General features: G+C 38.3%; 13 protein-coding genes. 4 read left to right on the top strand and 9 right to left on the bottom strand.

The genetic code is table 11. From position 1 onward, the window contains the following. Positions 1-161: 161 nt before the first annotated feature. The 7 genes from L2B55_RS14440 to L2B55_RS14410 all read right to left on the bottom strand — a co-directional run bounded on the left by L2B55_RS14440 (position 162) and on the right by L2B55_RS14410 (position 7870). A complete protein-coding gene (locus L2B55_RS14440) occupies positions 162-1220 on the bottom strand; it encodes a response regulator (RefSeq protein ID WP_237846853.1) in 1059 nt (352 codons plus the stop codon). 3 nt (positions 1221-1223) lie between these two features. After that, the gene (locus tag L2B55_RS14435; RefSeq protein ID WP_237846851.1) at positions 1224-2501 is read right to left on the bottom strand and encodes a PAS domain-containing sensor histidine kinase; all 1278 of its coding nucleotides are present in this window, start codon (positions 2499-2501) and stop codon (positions 1224-1226) included. A 179-nt stretch (positions 2502-2680) separates the two neighbouring features. After that, complete coding sequence (locus L2B55_RS14430) at positions 2681-3226, bottom strand: HdeD family acid-resistance protein (RefSeq protein WP_237846850.1); 546 nt, start codon at positions 3224-3226, stop codon at positions 2681-2683. Between the two features lie 387 nt (positions 3227-3613). After that, positions 3614-4960, bottom strand: a complete 1347-nt coding sequence (locus L2B55_RS14425; RefSeq protein WP_237846849.1) for a L,D-transpeptidase family protein — start codon at positions 4958-4960, stop codon at positions 3614-3616. Positions 4961-5328: 368 nt separating this feature from the next. After that, entirely contained in the window at positions 5329-5769 is a 441-nt protein-coding gene (locus tag L2B55_RS14420; protein ID WP_237846848.1) for an Hsp20/alpha crystallin family protein, read from the bottom strand. 561 nt (positions 5770-6330) lie between these two features. After that, on the bottom strand, positions 6331-6498 hold the full coding sequence (locus L2B55_RS14415) for a hypothetical protein (protein ID WP_237846847.1): 168 nt from the start codon (positions 6496-6498) through the stop codon (positions 6331-6333). Positions 6499-6535: 37 nt separating this feature from the next. Beyond that, the gene (locus tag L2B55_RS14410) at positions 6536-7870 is read right to left on the bottom strand and encodes an erythromycin esterase family protein (protein WP_237846846.1); all 1335 of its coding nucleotides are present in this window, start codon (positions 7868-7870) and stop codon (positions 6536-6538) included. Positions 7871-8008: 138 nt separating this feature from the next. Between L2B55_RS14410 and L2B55_RS14405 the strand changes: the two genes are divergently transcribed. Both L2B55_RS14405 and L2B55_RS14400 read left to right on the top strand, forming a co-directional pair. Beyond that, positions 8009-8668, top strand: coding sequence for a dienelactone hydrolase family protein (locus tag L2B55_RS14405; RefSeq protein WP_237846844.1), 660 nt, complete (start codon positions 8009-8011; stop codon positions 8666-8668). 45 nt (positions 8669-8713) lie between these two features. After that, positions 8714-9361: a phosphoribosyltransferase gene (locus L2B55_RS14400; protein WP_237846843.1), complete on the top strand. Its 648-nt coding sequence runs from the start codon at positions 8714-8716 to the stop codon at positions 9359-9361. Between the two features lie 37 nt (positions 9362-9398). On the opposite strand, the gene L2B55_RS14395 is transcribed toward L2B55_RS14400, so the two are convergent. Together L2B55_RS14395 and L2B55_RS14390 are read right to left on the bottom strand one after the other, a co-directional pair. Then, positions 9399-9668, bottom strand: coding sequence for a zinc ribbon domain-containing protein (locus L2B55_RS14395; protein ID WP_237846842.1), 270 nt, complete (start codon positions 9666-9668; stop codon positions 9399-9401). A gap of 61 nt (positions 9669-9729) precedes the next feature. Next, a complete protein-coding gene (locus L2B55_RS14390) occupies positions 9730-10554 on the bottom strand; it encodes a universal stress protein (protein ID WP_237846841.1) in 825 nt (274 codons plus the stop codon). A 183-nt stretch (positions 10555-10737) separates the two neighbouring features. Here L2B55_RS14390 and ftsH point away from each other — a divergent pair, with 183 nt between their 5' ends. Then, positions 10738-12672, top strand: coding sequence for an ATP-dependent zinc metalloprotease FtsH (ftsH, locus tag L2B55_RS14385; RefSeq protein ID WP_237846840.1), 1935 nt, complete (start codon positions 10738-10740; stop codon positions 12670-12672). Positions 12673-13001: 329 nt separating this feature from the next. Continuing rightward, on the top strand, positions 13002-13271 hold the full coding sequence (locus tag L2B55_RS14380) for a hypothetical protein (protein WP_237846839.1): 270 nt from the start codon (positions 13002-13004) through the stop codon (positions 13269-13271). Positions 13272-13280: the final 9 nt, after the last annotated feature.

Here is a 13280-nt window from a genome sequence, read left to right as displayed (position 1 = left end):
ATATTCAGAAGTGAATTAGTTTTAGTGCGACAAGGGAGGACAAGTCAGGAATAAAAAGGATGATGGCAAATAAAACACCGATGAGAAATGTCCGAAAAAGAAAATTTCTCCAAAATATAACTTTTTCCTTCTCCATAATTTTAGTTTTAAGAGTTGAGCTTTTAATACAAAAGATTTTTAAGCTTCTCCTTTTCCAGGAGAATAATTTTTCCCTCGATAATGTCGATTAGTTTTTCGCTTTTAAAATCACTTAAGGTTCTGATGAGCGACTCTGTTGCCGTACCGATCACATGGGCAAGATTTTCCCTTGATAATTCGATAATGGGTTTATTCTCTTCGTTATTTTTAAGCTTATCGGCCACCTGCAGCAAGCCATTGGCCACGCGCTTTCGCAGGGAATTATAGGCAAGGGTTAATAGCTTTTCTTCTTTTTCCAGAACGTTTCGGGTTAACAGCTTGATGAATTGATGGGCTATTTGAGTGTTGGTAGTGATCAGTTGCAAAAAATCTTGTTTTTGGATCTGCATCAACTCCGCATCTTCCAAAATCTCCGCATTATCAATATAGTTAACTTCATGTAAAATGGCCATATAGCCAATAAAATCGCCGGGACCGTAGATGGCAGTGATGAGTTCTTTGCCTTCTTCGTTGATCTTATAAGTTTTAATTTTCCCTTTAACAATAAAATAAACAGCCGTGGGCCGGTGCCCTGCTTCATAGAGCGAATGTTTCCTTTTATAACTGTAAGTTTCGCTTCCTTTAGTAGTAAATTGAACATTGCCCATTCCTTTTGCATATTCAATAAAATCCTTTATTCCTTTTGCATCCCCACTAAATCCCTGTTGCAAAAGCTTTGCTTTCTTTAACCTCATTTCTATAGCCTTTAGCAGATCGATGTCATCAAAAGGTTTGGTTAAGTAGTCGTCGGCTCCCATTTCCATTCCCTTTCTGAAATCGGATTTTTCAGATTTTGCTGTTAGGAAAATAAAAGGAATGCTCGCTGTTTCTTTATTCTTGCTCAAAAGGTGCAACACCCCGTAGCCATCCAGTAATGGCATCATGATGTCGCAAATAATGAGATCAGGTTTTTCATGTAAAGCAACTTCAACTCCTGTTTTGCCGTTATCGGCGGTTAAAACTTTATAATTGGAAAGCTCCAGGATTTCTGCCGTATTTTCTCTAACATCTTGATTATCTTCAATTAATAATATTTTTAGCATCTTTTAAGAATTATGATTTATTTGTGGTACGTAAACAGTAAAGGTTGACCCTTCATTTAGTTTGCTCTGAATTTCAATGCTACCGCTCATCAGTTCAAGGTATTTTGCAACAATATTCAATCCCAAACCGGTGCCTTGTATGTTTGTAGCATTTTTTGCCCGGAAAAACCGTTCAAATAAATGCTGTTGATCCTCCTCTGAAATACCGATACCATTGTCTTTTACTATGAGCACCAAGTCGTTATCAGTAACATTGCATACTACATGAATAATTGAATTCTCGGGAGAAAACTTAATGGCATTTGAAATTAAATTCACTACTATATTTTTCAAGAGAGCAATGTCTATTATTGCTTCACTTTTTCCCCCATGGGTAAAATTGATGATCTGTCCTGGTTTTACGATCTGCTGCATGTCCTGAATAACATCCTCAATTTCTGTACAACATATTTCTGTTTGGGTTATTTCCATTTTTGCCTGTAGGCAACCTTCTTCAAGTTTACCGAGAGACAAGAAATCTTCAAGAATGCTTTTCAAGGAAGCAACTGAACTTTTAATACGTTGAATGTGTTTTGACCTTTTCCCCTGATCCTCTTGTGTATTATACCGCCCAATTAAGGCTGCAGAAGATAAGATGGTGCTAAGCGGGGTACGAAACTCATGAGAGGCCAGGGTTACAAATCGCGATTTCAAATCGCTTAGTTCTATTTCTTTTTCAAGGGCCTCATTCAACTTATCCTTCGATTTTTCCAATTCAGCCAATGTTTCTCGTAGCATTTTGGTACGGTCTTCAACCTTTTGCTCCAGTTCGCGGTTCAGTTGTCTTACTTTCGTTGAAAATCTATGGAGCTCCTCCTGTTGTTGAAGCAACAATTCTTCCTTTCGCTTGCGTACAGTAATATCAGTAACAAAAGCAATTATCTGCATTTCCTCAATTGTCCGGTAAAGACAAAGGCTGACTTCTACAGGAAATTCGCTTCCATCTTTTTTTTTGGCATATAGATCCCTGCCGGTTCCCATGGGCCGGTTTTGAGGGTGATCATAGAAATCTTTTCTGTATTCTAAATGTTTAGAGTGAAACTGTTGGGGAATTAATAGTTCAATTAATTTACCCAAAACCTCATGTTTGTGATATCCAAATTGTAACTCCGCCTGGTGATTAAAATTGACGATTTTACCTTTCTGATCTGTAAAAATAATTCCAATGGAAGCATGATCAAAAAGGGCTTCAAATTGACTAGTTGTATTAGAACCAGCAAGCACTGCAGGTTTATTTTTCATTTTTTTTCTTATTCAGAATGGGGGACAAAAACGACTCTATAATTTAAGAAAAAGGAACATCAGAATTGAGTGGTGCTCCTGTGTGATATTGGGTAGGTAAGTTAGGCTCGAATGCAATTGATGGGCCCTAACGCTTGAAAAACGCATTTGATTTTTTGTGGTTTTAGGCTGTATTTCTATCAAACCAATAATTGCCTGCTCCATGATCGTGCTTTAAATGCAAGAATAATTAGTATGAAGCCGATGGTTACTGCGTAAGCAGCGATTAACCAAATAAGAGCAAGCGCTCCTGCTCCCGGATTTAAAATTACCCATAGACCAAACAGGATTGAGATAATTCCGTTCAACGCGAGCCAAGCCTCATTTTCTATTTCTTTTCGTAGTCTAACAGCTGCCAATACTTCCCATATTCCATTAAAGAGTGCCCTGAAGCCCATGAAAATAACCAAGTAAATTGCCGATAAGGCCGGATAGATTAATGTTAAAATCCCCACCAGAAGGCTGATGATGCCTATAAGTAGCATGCCGACCCAGTTGAATACTTTCCGGTGTTGAAGTGATACTGCTATTGACGAAATTCCGTCAGCGATTGCATAAAAAGCGAAGAGATATAATAATGACTGTAGTGCAATACCAGACCAGCTAATAGCAATAATGCCAAAAATGAGGCTTAACATACCTCTGATTAGTAATGACCACCAGGTTCGGTTGAGAAGTGTCTTCATAGAACTAGGACCTAAATAGTAAATTCTTAATAATTTACAAGTAAATAAACTTAAATACAAACCTGTTATGGACACAATTTCCCACTTACACTTTCTTAAGGTTAAGCGAAGCAAAGTCAAGAATTAAATGAGGTTTCTTCTCTCCGCGATCAATAGCTGGTGTTTAGAATAATAACGTTCATGAACAAACTTGCGGAGTCGCTTCTTATAGGTGGCAGATATTGGCGTAATAGCTGATAGCGATTGAAATAATATTCCATGATAATAGCTATTTATAGGCAAACGATTAAACCAGATAGTAGATAGAAGTATTTACTCATGAAGGAAAGATGAAATGATAGCAGCTTTTGCCTTTTAAAAACATGGAATAGCGTAGATTGGAGCGCCTCATTTTAACAACAAATAAACATCTTTATGATATTCGACAGAATCAGCTCTGCTTGCTTCGGCAGTCATGTAAACCACAAATACAGTAACAGGTTTTTCTAAAGGCAGGGAAACGGGCTTCTGATCCTTAAGACAAGAACTGAGAAATGTGGTATCCAATTTATCTTTTAACAAATAATTGCCTAGTTCCATTGGTTTTTCAAGACGAATGCATCCATGACTCAGATAGCGATTATTTAATTTAAAAGCTGTTTTTAGGTTTGTGTCGTGCATATATACGCTGAATGGGCTGGTTAGGTTGAACTTTATTACTCCTAATGCATTGTCGCAACCCGTAGATTGACGAAATTTATAAGGGAAATTGCTCTTGTTCAAAGAAATCCACTTTATCGAGTCGGGATTGAGAATATTGCCATTTTTGTCAATGATTTGCATGTTCATTCCCTCAATTAAAGAAGGTCTGAATTTGAACAATGGCAATAATTCATTCACTGCAATGCTGTGTGGAACATTCCAATAAGGGTACAAAATCACTTCATTACAATAAGCTACAAACCGTGGAGTTTTGGTGGAAGGTTTACCCACCACAATTTTCATATTCAATTTAACACTGTCGTTTTCGTAATAGCTTAATGTGGTAGAGCCGATATTTACCACGACGAATTTATCGAGCTGAAAATGATGTATCCAACGATAAAAGTTTATAGATGAGATTAGCTTTTTTAAAAGAGAACCCTTTTGAACTTGTACTGTATCATTGAGTTTTTTATTCAATTCATTTTTTAATATTAAATATTCTCTGCTTTTTGGTTCCAGTTCCTTAAAATATTGATCCAACTCTTCAGCTGATTTTACTGCAAGCAACTTGGCCAGTAAATATTCATAGTCCCTTACTGCGCACTTTTCAGAAATCTGGTCATAGCTTACCCAGTAATTTAACTCTGCTCCGGTGTAAATATCTTTAGCATACGAAAGGGCTGCGTCTGTAAATAACCAGTCTGCCCTAAATATTTTCTGGCAATCCATCTCTGTAATGTGATTCCGAAGTTCATTAGCGTGGTAGTTTTCCTTATCAAGACCCAAATACTTTCTATTTTCAATTATGTCCAGAAGCTGTTGCCTTAGTTTTACTGATTTTTCATCGGTTGAAAACCAGAACAATTTTTGATGATTTTGCTGGTAGAATTTATCAATCAATAAGGGCTGAATAAACTTTTCTTTAACATCGCTGGTATCAATGAGTATTGGTCTTCCATGTTGAATAAATGACAACTGAGGTGAAATACAGGCAATTGCTAATATGATAAAAAGTATAGTATAGGGTGATATTAAAACTTTTCTTTTCAACGGAGTAGAATTTTAACGATACATGAATTGTTTAGTCATTATCAGCCTTACTTCGGATTCTTTCCTTTCTGATGTCTGCGAGTGCGAAGTAGCCCCTCTTTCTATGTTTTGCAGATCCAAAAGCCAGGCTATTGGATCTGCAATATGATGGCATTAAATGATTTCTGATTTTTTGATCAAATCTATTTGAAGATATCATCTTAAGAATCCAGCCAAAGTCTTAGCTCTTCCTAATAAATATTCAATGATGTTCTGAAAGTTTGAACCCCACATATCAATTGTCGATTTACTATTGTAAGTTTTTGTTATGAAAAGAGGCTGTCCTTCAAAAAGGCAGCCTCTCCTTTCATGCAGCACAAAAGGCCTTGTTACTTTACACTGATGTGCTTTGCAGCCACTTTTTTTGCTGCTTCATTTTTGGGAAGGACTAATTTCAATACCCCATCTTCATACTTAGCCTCAATTTTGTCTTGGTTTACACCCTCAGGCAATGTGAAAGAACGTGAGAAAGAAGAATAGTTGTATTCCTGACGCGTGAATTTTGCATCTTTTTCTTCTTTCTGTTCTTCAGTTTCGGCGCTAATGCTAAGCATGTTGCCTTCCACATCAATCTTGAAATCATCTTTTTTCATACCAGGAGCGGCCATAGAGACTTTAAAATTGTCTTTGGTTTCAGAAATGTTTACCGCAGGAACCGTTAAGTCTCTGTCCCAAGCTTTTCCAAGCCATCCGCTATTCCAAGGTTTGAAAAAATCTTCGAATAAAGATGGAAACAAATCCTCTCTTCTTCTCACAGGTGCTGATCCCATAATCACCTCCGTTTTTTAAGGTTTTTGATAATAAACTAATTAAGTAATACAAAATTATGTTAGGAAGTTTTCCTAGTCAACGATGTGGATCAGGATGAAAGATGAGTTTCGTCATGTCCAGAAGGGGAGATAAAAGGTTGAATAAAGGTCTTTTATATCATAACTTACTTTTGTGTAAATGACAACGCAGAGGTAATATATTTGCTCCTTCAGGAGACATGCTTCATGGAAACAAGCCATCGCTTTAAAAAGAAAAATACCTTCATGAAGCTTTCGGCTCAATGGAGGTATTTGTAGGCACAAGCCTTAAATTGTTAACCCTTTTCTACTTATTTTACCATTCTTTCGACTTCCTGCTTTAGCAAAATAATATCAATATGGCCTTGTAATCACACGCGGCATCCTCAGATACGACATACCCCACAGGTAATCATTTTAACTAAATTATCAAGCAGTGGGATGGGGCAGTTAAAGTGTTTTTTGAATAGGGAGGTTCCCCACTACTTCAAATACCATGACTTGCATCTGATCGGATAATTACGGCTTCATAAAAAGAAAAAGTCACTCTGGTTCTGGGAGCTCCTCCGGTTTTGGGGTTTGTGGTGGCTCCTGTTCTGGAATAATTTCAGGTTGCTTTTCCTTCCCCGGCCGTTCCGGATTATCGGGCGGCTTAATTTCAGGTTGAATCGAAGGAATTGGAATTTCGCTGGGTTTCTTTTGCTGTTCCATTTGATAAGATTTTAAGCTGCAAGCAGCAGATGAACAATTAAACTCCAAACGGGTATGTTTCCGGCATTTGATGCCCATCAGGTTGCAGGTGTAAAGGATGTAATGCAGTGGTTTCATCCAGATAAATAAAGGCATCATACCGTAAAGGCAAAATACTTGGCACATAATTGCCATATGTTTCATATTCCGGATTGTAAACCACTCCAATAGCCCGCTGACCTATGTGATTTTCAAGAAACACATCATCCTTAAAATGATCCATTAACAATAATTTATCCGTTGGACCGGCCAAATGCAACAAATGCTCCCAGCTACCCTTTTGTGCAGGAGGCATGTGCATGTTTCTCATCACATCGCCCCATTGCCGTCCGGCAATCACACTTCCTTTATATGAGCCGAAACCTACCAGCACTACTCCTTTTTCATGATGTTGCAAGCGCGCTAGTTCACCTATATTAAACAAACCTTCATAAGTCATATCGGTGGCGCGCGCATCACCTATATGTGTGTTGTGTTCCCAAACAATGGCTTTTGTATTTTTTCCATGAAATTGCAGAATTCTTTGTAAAGTTTCAGCCATGTGCCGGTCGCGAACATTCCAGGAGTGTGGCCCGCCATGAATCATGGCGCGGTAGTATTTCTCTGCATTTACAGCAATAAAGGCATTTTGTTCGGCGCTAAAAACATTTTCATAATCGGTATTGTACTGGGGTAATTTTCTCCGGATTTCCCTCAATAAGTCCACTACCTCATTTTCACATAAATGTGGTACAAATTGTGAGGCCCTTGCATAAGATCGACCCTCTTCATATCGATATGGCTCAAAGCATTTAAACGCCTCTTCTGCAGTTTTTAGAGCATGCGGGTCAACTTTTTCCAGGTATCCCATAATTGATTCCATTGATTCCCACAAGCTGTACACATCTAAACCGTAGAAACCAACCTTCAGGTTAGCCGGCAATGCTTTATTGAAACTCTTTAACCACTCTGCCAGAGCCACAATTTCCCAGTTGGCCCACATCCAAGTAGGCCAGCGGTTAAAGCCATGCAATACATCAAAAGCTGAATTTCCAGCATCTGTATAACTCTTAACATACCGATTAACACGGTAACAATCCGGCCAGTCGCCTTCTACGGCAATAAAGTTGAATCCATGCTCACGGATAAGCCGCTGGCTGATGTAAGAGCGCCATTTATAATAATCGTGTGTTCCATGTGATGCCTCTCCCAGCATTACAATTCGGGCGTTACCGATGTAATTAATAAGCGGATCCAAGTCAGCCATTTCATCTAAAATATACGACTTTTCCCTAATCGCTTTTATTACTGACTCTTCATCCAAAACTGCATCTTTAGTGAAGTATCGGCGCATATTTAATTGTTTATCTCATGTCAAATAAAGCTTAAAACCAGCGTTTTATTAATGAGAAGTATCACGGTATGACCTGATTCAAATCATTGCCGCAGGTAATAAAGTAGGATATTTTAGTATAGTGAAAAGCTATCAGTTATGGCCTTGCGATATAATAATGAAGTAAAAATTCCTGTAGGAAGAGTTGTTCTCACAGGAGATTTAAGCATTCCTATTAATGCATTGTCGATTGTGATTTTTTCACATGGCAGTGGTAGTAGTCGCTTCAGTCCACGCAATAAAATGGTAGCAGAGCATTTACAGAGAAAAAACATAGGCTCTTTATTATTTGATCTGTTAACAGAGGAGGAAGATGAGCTTTATCAAAACAGGTTTGATATTGAGTTGCTCACCAAACGATTAATCAGCGCTACGGAATGGCTGGAAACTTTGCCTGATGCAAAGAATTGCAGGTTAGGATATTTTGGTGCCAGTACAGGTGCTGCCTCGGCACTGAAGGCTACAGCTCGTTTACCTCAAATTGGTGCGGTGGTATCACGGGGAGGTCGCCCTGATTTGGCCATGGAAGACCTTGACAAAGTGGATGCACCTACTTTACTGATTGTAGGCAGCCGAGATTACGATGTGCTGCGCCTGAATGAAGAAGCCTATAAAAAGATAAGCGGAGTAAAGAAACTGGAAATAGTGGAGGGTGCTACCCATTTATTTGAAGAAAGAGGCACAATGGAGGAAGTAGTTGACCTTGCGACTGACTGGTTTCAAAAATATTTACAAAAGTTTTCATTCGTAAGCAGGTAATACCTGCCAGTAGAAACCATATCACAGCATAAATAACTAAAAACCATGTATATAGATAGATTGGATGCCGGCGAAAAATTGGTAAAACACTTAAGGAAATATCAAAATGATCCAGGTGTTGTATTAGCTGTACCCAGAGGAGGTGTGCCAATTGCTTATGTAGTTGCTAAAGAATTAGGCTTTCCCTTAAATCTTTTGCTCGCAAAAAAAATTGGCCACCCCCATAATAAAGAATATGCGATAGGTGCTGTAAGTTTAACCGACAGTTATATTGTACCGCATGAGAATGTTCCGGAAGGATACATAGAACTGGAAACCGAACGCATACGTAAGAAATTGCGGGAGATACATAAAAAATTTATGGGCGATACCGAACCCGTGCCTTTGAAAGATAAAACGGTAATTGTGATTGACGATGGTATTGCTACAGGGAATACGTTGATGGCCGCCATCGGTATTATCATAAAGCAAGAACCTGCCAAAGTGATTATTGCAGTGCCGGTAGCTACACAGAGTGCAATTCAAAAATTAGCTCGCCTGGTTGATGAAATAATTTGTCCGCTTATTCCAAGTAATTTTTGGGGCGTTGGAGCTTTTTATGAAAACTTTGAACAGGTAAGCGATAAAGAGGTAATATATTACTTGAATAAACTCCGGGCGGAATTAGGACAACCCGAATTGCCCTTGAATTGAGTAAGAAGTTAAGAAAAGATTTGTACTGACCATAAATTCATACTTCAAATGACTTACTTTTCCAGCGTTTTAAATGTTGCAATCTATTAACAGCAGTTTCAATAATATCAGTAGGGATACACTCTTTTTCCATTTGCTCAATAATACATTCCCTCATTTCATCCAATGTCATATCCGGATTCGTGAATTCTCCATTTTCGTAGCAAAATTTGCAGAACTCCGCACTTTTTGAGCCATCATGCTCTGTACCCAATAGTTCAGGAGCATCTAATGGCATACTGCAACTCTGGCAAAAGTTCTTTTCCATGATTCAAAACGTGATCATTATTAACCGTTTAATAAATTCCGAAATAAGCAATAATAAGCTCTTACTTATGCGCAATAAAAACAGGTGTTTTATAATCTCTTATGATATCGGTGATAAAACTTTTTCTGAAAAACTCATTAAGCCCTCCTCGTCCAAAAGCGCCTGTTACCAACAAAGGATTCTTTTGATCGGCAAGCCAGGTAATAAAATGGTTTCTTGGACTAACATCCATCTTAAATAAAGTCAGGTTGCTGAAATGCCGTGCAGCCAACTCTTCGATGTAAATTTGACTCGGAATTTCATTTCCTTCACCTACATACACCAAAATAGTTCTCTTTTTGCACCATTCAGGAAATAAATAGGTAAACTGTTTGATGGCATAAACAGAAGATTCACTGCCATCATAGGCAAGGACAATGTTATCAGGGAATTTAAATTTTTCTTCGGGCACTAGAATTACAGGACATTCGGTATCGCGCAGCGCATATTTCATGTAGTCATTTGGCTGAATTCTGCCGATGTTCTCATAAAAAAGTTCACTTCCTATGATCATTAAATCAGCAAAACGGCTCTCCTTGCTTATTTCATACAAAGCATATGCTCCTAAATCGTTGTGTACCCGAAAATCGATCCCGTTATTCTGGCAGAGTGTTTCAAAATGGTGAATATTTTTTTCTGCCACTTTTTCATCTTCATCCTCCAGCCCCCAAGTTGGTAAAACAGCAGCTCCACCAGGTACCCCATATTGCCAAACAGTAGTGTAGTCTTTATGACTTAAAAAAGCACCCGTTAATAATGCAGGTTGCATAGTATGCAAATGATATGCAAAGTCAAAAGCGCTTTCAGAAAAATGTTGTCCATCAAAAGCTAAAAGGATCTTTTTCATAACTATTGATTTTAGTGATTACCCAAAACTACACTTAGTTTATAGAAAGATTTATGACGGAAAATAGCAGGTAAACTGATTTTAATCAAGAGATTAGGTAGTTAGCTTATAATCAGTAGTTGGGTTGATTAACATCATACTTTTTAAGCAATAAGAGAATTAATTTTAAGTGAATGCTTGTTTATGCCACAAAAACGTAAAAATATTAAGGTCAATCCACCGGACAATAAAATTCCTATAAACTGGCTTACATGGTTTTACATGGGGGCAGGGGTGTTTTTAGTGATTTCACTTTTGTTCAACAATCCCGGAACCAAGGAGGTTAATTGGCAAGAATTTGAACAAAACTTCCTGAGTAAAAATGCGGTTGATAGAATCATCATTGTAAACCGTGAGCAAGCGGAAATATTTTTAAAAAAAGAATTAATCAACGATCCATCCTTTAAAGAAGTATTACAACCTCGATTTAGTAAAGAAGCCACATCTGGGCCTCATTACATCATGAACATCGGTTCAGTGGAAACTTTTGAACGAAAACTTGAGCAAGCTCAATCTAAACTAAAAATCAAGGAAATCCCGGTTAACTATATCACTAAAAACAACTCATTCTGGAACCTATTGTCTTGGCTGATGCCTTTGGTTGTCTTATTTGTTCTATGGTCGTACATGTTCAGAAGATCAGTCGGAGGAGGGCCAGGGGGAGGCTCATCGCTTTTTTCATTTGGAAAGTCGACGGCAACACTACTGGATAAAGAAAACAAGAGTTCAGTCACTTTTGATGAGGTGGCAGGGTTGGAAGAGGCAAAAATGGAGGTTAAAGAGGTGGTTGATTTTTTAAAAAATCCTAATGCTTTTACCAAACTGGGAGCCAAAATACCCAAAGGCGTAATTTTAGTGGGCCCGCCTGGTACAGGTAAAACCTTGCTGGCAAAAGCCGTAGCTGGCGAAGCCAGAGTGCCATTTTTTAATATATCAGGTTCTGAATTTGTTGAGATGTTTGTTGGGGTAGGAGCTTCGCGTGTACGTGATTTATTTAAACAAGCCAAGGAAAAAACACCCTGCATTGTTTTCATTGATGAAATTGATGCCATAGGGAGGTCGCGAAGCAGAAATACCATTTTCACCGGTGCCAACGATGAACGGGAAAGCACCCTTAACCAGTTGTTGACCGAGATGGATGGATTTGGTACCAACAGTGGGGTAATAGTATTAGCGGCAACCAACCGGGCAGATATGCTTGATCCGGCATTGCTTCGTCCCGGCCGTTTCGACAGACATATTTACCTGGAACTTCCTAACCAAAAAGAAAGGGAAGAAATTTTTAAGGTACATCTTCGTCCGTTAAAATTAAATGATGCCATTGATGTTCATTTTTTGGCCATGCAGACACCTGGTTTTTCCGGAGCTGATATTGCCAATATTTGTAATGAAGCGGCCTTAATTGGCGCTCGGCGGAAGAAAGAAAAGGTTGATAAACAGGATTTCCTTGATGCCATTGACAGGGTGGTTGCCGGTCTCGAAAAGAAAAGCAAGATCATCTCCCCGGAAGAAAAGAAAATCATTGCTTACCACGAAGCCGGCCATGCATTGGTGAGCTGGCTACTAAAATCGGTCGATCCATTGATAAAGGTGTCTATAATTCCAAGAGGAAAATCATTAGGTGCAGCCTGGTATTTACCTGAAGAGCGACAATTAAAAACAGCGACACAATTTAAGGAGCATCTGTGTGCCACTCTTGGCGGTAGGGCAGCCGAAGAAATCATGTTCGGGGAGGTTTCATCGGGCGCTTTGGATGACCTGGAAAAAGTTACCAAAGAAGCTTACATGATGGTGGCTTATTACGGATTCAATGAAAAATTAGGAAACATCAGCTTTTACGATTCTACCGGTCAGCTAGAAACAGGTTTTCAAAAACCTTATAGTGAAGAAACCGGCAAATTGATTGATGAAGAAGTGCGTAAACTGGTTAATGATTCGTACGAGCAATCTAAATTGATCTTACATGAGAATAAAAAAACTCTAACCAAAATCGCCGAGCTCTTACTTCAAAAGGAAATAATTTATAAAGAAGACCTTGAAAAAATAATCGGTAAAAGAGCCATAGATATAACGGCTTAAAAATTACAACTATGGCAAAGCTAATTGATTACGACCTAGCGGTCAGCAAAAATTAAAAAACGGAATCGTTAGGCAAAAGCCGTTATAATAACTCCTGGCCGTCTCGGTAAAAGTAAGGCATTTTACTTTGGAGCATGCGGCCTGGTTGCCGGTTATTTCTTCAACGCTGAATGCATCAACGTTAAAAGGTAAAAAAGAACCCGTAATACCGCATTCCCATTGTTGCAAGGTTTTTTATATGATACATTTCTGTTAATCAGAATATTGATGTATATTTTTATTAAAACTTTAGGTTTAAAGTTTACAAAATACTTCCAATCGATAAAAACATGGAAATAATCCCTTATAAAATTTCGGAATACATTAAGGAACATTTCAGGGAAGATTTTTTGAGCGAAATAAAGAAAGTAAAGAATGCTTCAGGCAAAACGCTTTATTTGGCAGAAATCACACAAAACAATTTAACCTATCATTTAATGTTCAATGAAAAAGGTGTTATAGTGAATGAAGAGGCAGATCCAAACTTTCCGCAGGATGATCATGAAGGGCTGTCTTTTGATGAAGGATTTCATCCCGATGAGAATAACAAGGATGTGTGATCTTTCTGC

This window comes from Solitalea lacus, from assembly GCF_022014595.1.
Lineage (GTDB): Bacteria > Bacteroidota > Bacteroidia > Sphingobacteriales > Sphingobacteriaceae > Solitalea > Solitalea lacus.
The sequence above is the reverse complement of the archived record's forward strand: the minus strand, read 5'-3'. Positions and strand labels throughout refer to the sequence as shown.

Excerpts from the sequence above, each read along its gene's own strand:
- L2B55_RS14435 (WP_237846851.1), bottom strand. The coding sequence starts at position 2,501 with ATGAAAAATAAACCTGCAGTGCTTGCTGGTTCTAATACAACTAGTCAA.
- L2B55_RS14395 (WP_237846842.1), bottom strand. The coding sequence starts at position 9,668 with ATGGAAAAGAACTTTTGCCAGAGTTGCAGTATGCCATTAGATGCTCCT.
- L2B55_RS14440 (WP_237846853.1), bottom strand. The coding sequence starts at position 1,220 with ATGCTAAAAATATTATTAATTGAAGATAATCAAGATGTTAGAGAAAAT.
- L2B55_RS14415 (WP_237846847.1), bottom strand. The coding sequence starts at position 6,498 with ATGGAACAGCAAAAGAAACCCAGCGAAATTCCAATTCCTTCGATTCAA.
- L2B55_RS14390 (WP_237846841.1), bottom strand. The coding sequence starts at position 10,554 with ATGAAAAAGATCCTTTTAGCTTTTGATGGACAACATTTTTCTGAAAGC.
- L2B55_RS14420 (WP_237846848.1), bottom strand. The coding sequence starts at position 5,769 with ATGGGATCAGCACCTGTGAGAAGAAGAGAGGATTTGTTTCCATCTTTA.
- L2B55_RS14400 (WP_237846843.1), top strand. The coding sequence starts at position 8,714 with ATGTATATAGATAGATTGGATGCCGGCGAAAAATTGGTAAAACACTTA.
- ftsH (WP_237846840.1), top strand. The coding sequence starts at position 10,738 with ATGCCACAAAAACGTAAAAATATTAAGGTCAATCCACCGGACAATAAA.
- L2B55_RS14405 (WP_237846844.1), top strand. The coding sequence starts at position 8,009 with ATGGCCTTGCGATATAATAATGAAGTAAAAATTCCTGTAGGAAGAGTT.
- L2B55_RS14410 (WP_237846846.1), bottom strand. The coding sequence starts at position 7,870 with ATGCGCCGATACTTCACTAAAGATGCAGTTTTGGATGAAGAGTCAGTA.
- L2B55_RS14380 (WP_237846839.1), top strand. The coding sequence starts at position 13,002 with ATGGAAATAATCCCTTATAAAATTTCGGAATACATTAAGGAACATTTC.
- L2B55_RS14430 (WP_237846850.1), bottom strand. The coding sequence starts at position 3,226 with ATGAAGACACTTCTCAACCGAACCTGGTGGTCATTACTAATCAGAGGT.